We start from the raw sequence: 2,261 nt of genomic DNA, 5'->3' as shown, positions 1-2,261 counted from the left end.
CATTTATCTGTTTTCTGACCGCAATTTTTAAATCGAACTCAGGTTTGAAAAAATAATCACACGCGGCGGGAACGCCCAAATAAAAACGAAATCGAACGAAAGCAATCGTTTTTGGGTGTTGCTGATGAGAATAAATTGACTCTTAAAATTCAGACTTTGATTTTTAAATCACTTCAATATCTTTGTTCAAACACAAAACAGATGAAATCACTTTATACGTTCGCTTTTCTTCTCATTTTTGCTGTAACGGCCAGCGCGCAAACCAAGCCTAAAGTTAAAGGTTCGAAAATTGTTAAGATTGAAAAAAAGGAAGTTGAGGCGTTTAACAAAATTGAAATTGCCGACGATATCGAAGTGTCGCTTATTTCGGCAGCAACGCCAGGAATTGAGCTGGAAGCCGACGATAATTTGCAAGATGCGCTCGATTTAAAACTAAACGGAGGAACGATAGTAATATCGACCAATAAAATTCCAACCGGTTATAAAGCGTTTAAAATCAGAATTATGTACGACCCGTCGCTCGAGTTAGTCGTAGCGCGCTCGACCGCCGTTGTAAATGTGCTGGAAACGATAAAAGTAGGTTCTATTCGCTTTGAAATAAACGATAAAGCCAAACTTTTCTTGAATTCGGAAGCGGAGAAAATAAGTGTGCAACTGGATAACGACGCGATGGCCGAACTGAACATCAAAGCCACCGAATGCAGCCTTACGGCACTTAAAACGACCTCGGTGAAAGCACTAATCAACACGGCGACGCTGCAAACCGATTTATACCAAAAAGCGATTGCTAAACTGGAAGGCGACGCCGAGCTTGCCAAATACCGACTCGACAACAACAGCGCTTTAACGGCAAATAATTTAACGGCTCAGGCAGTCGAAATTGCTACCGAAGCGTTTAGCGAAGCCAGTATTCACGCGGCAAAAACCTGCGAAATAAAAGCTTCTGGGAAATCTGAAATTAAACTGTACGGCACACCCAAAGTGGATTTAGCACTGTTTGCCGATAGCGCGAGCTTGTTTAAGAAGGCGGAGAAATAAAAAAATCGCTTCAAGTTTAAACCCAAAGCGATTTTCTAGAAAATATTTATTGCGTTTTACTCCAACGAAGCCAAGTAACGTTCGGCATCGAGCGCAGCCATACAACCCGTTCCTGCCGCGGTAATAGCTTGGCGGTACACCTGATCGGCGGCATCGCCTGCAACAAAAACGCCTGGAACATTGGTTTTCGAGCTACCTGGTACATTTAAAATATAGCCGGTTTCGTCTAAGTTCAAGTAATCTTTAAAAATGGCCGTGTTTGGTGTGTGTCCGATAGCCACAAAGAAACCGGTTGCCGGAATAGTGATGGTTTCGTTGGTGGTTTTGTTCAAGGCGGTAACTCCTGTCACTACGTTTCCATCGCCCAGAACTTCGAGGGTTTCGGTATGCATTAAAATCTCGATGTTTTCGGTTTTGCGCACGCGTTCTTCCATGATTTTCGACGCGCGAAATTTCTCGCTGCGCACCAACATCGTTACTTTTTTACACAGTTTTGATAAGTAGTGCGCTTCCTCACAAGCCGAGTCGCCCGCACCTACAATAACAACTTCTTGATTGCGGTAGAAAAATCCGTCGCATACCGCACAGGCCGAAACGCCGCCACCTTGTTGCAAGTAGCGTTGTTCGGAGGGTAAGCCCAGGTATTTTGCCGAGGCACCGGTACTTATAATCACGGTTTCTGCATGAATCTCGATCGTATCGTTTACCCAAACTTTGTGTAGAGGTCCGCTAAAATCAACTTTCGTAACCCAGCCGTCGCGCACTTGTGTACCAAAGCGTTCAGCTTGTTCTTTAAGTTGCACCATCATTTCGGGTCCGGTTACGCCGTGCACGTAGCCCGGGAAATTTTCCACTTCATTGGTTGTGGTAAGTTGCCCGCCGGGTTGCATTCCTTGATATAAAACGGGGTTCATATTGGCGCGCGACGCATAAATTGCTGCTGTGTAGCCCGCAGGTCCTGAACCTATAATGAGACATTTAAGATGTTCTGCCATAAAAATAAATTTAGAGTTGCAAATGTAAAATTACCCGTGATATGAAATTCAAAAAAGCAATCAGATATATCTATTTGTTGATAAGAAAAGTTTCGTGAATTGGTATTTGGGCGTTTCCGCCGCTCGTTTAGTGGAATTCTGGTGCGGCGGTCGGTTCCTTCGCTGCTAGTCCGCAAAAATTTGTGCGCAAAACGGCGGCACAACCGGGCTTCTTGGGTCGCCCGTTTG

3 protein-coding genes are annotated in these 2,261 nt (G+C 44.5%); 1 reads left to right on the top strand and 2 read right to left on the bottom strand.

All coding sequences use genetic code 11. From position 1 onward, the window contains the following. Nucleotides 1-201 precede the first annotated feature (201 nt). On the top strand, nucleotides 202-1,038 hold the full coding sequence (locus CHX27_RS01160; protein WP_094484945.1) for a GIN domain-containing protein: 837 nt from the start codon (nucleotides 202-204) through the stop codon (nucleotides 1,036-1,038). Nucleotides 1,039-1,094: 56 nt separating this feature from the next. Here the strand turns inward: CHX27_RS01160 and trxB are convergent, their stop codons facing one another. Both trxB and CHX27_RS15670 read right to left on the bottom strand, forming a co-directional pair. Next, entirely contained in the window at nucleotides 1,095-2,033 is a 939-nt protein-coding gene (gene trxB / locus CHX27_RS01155) for a thioredoxin-disulfide reductase (protein WP_094484944.1), read from the bottom strand. Continuing rightward, nucleotides 2,003-2,261, bottom strand: a 259-nt coding sequence (locus tag CHX27_RS15670; protein WP_207758916.1) for a hypothetical protein, incomplete at its 5' end; no start/stop codon positions are given. The genes trxB and CHX27_RS15670, both read right to left, overlap by 31 nt.

The organism is Flavobacterium aurantiibacter, assembly GCF_002251775.1.
Lineage (GTDB): Bacteria > Bacteroidota > Bacteroidia > Flavobacteriales > Flavobacteriaceae > Flavobacterium > Flavobacterium aurantiibacter.
This window is presented reverse-complemented; position numbering and strand designations above follow the sequence as displayed.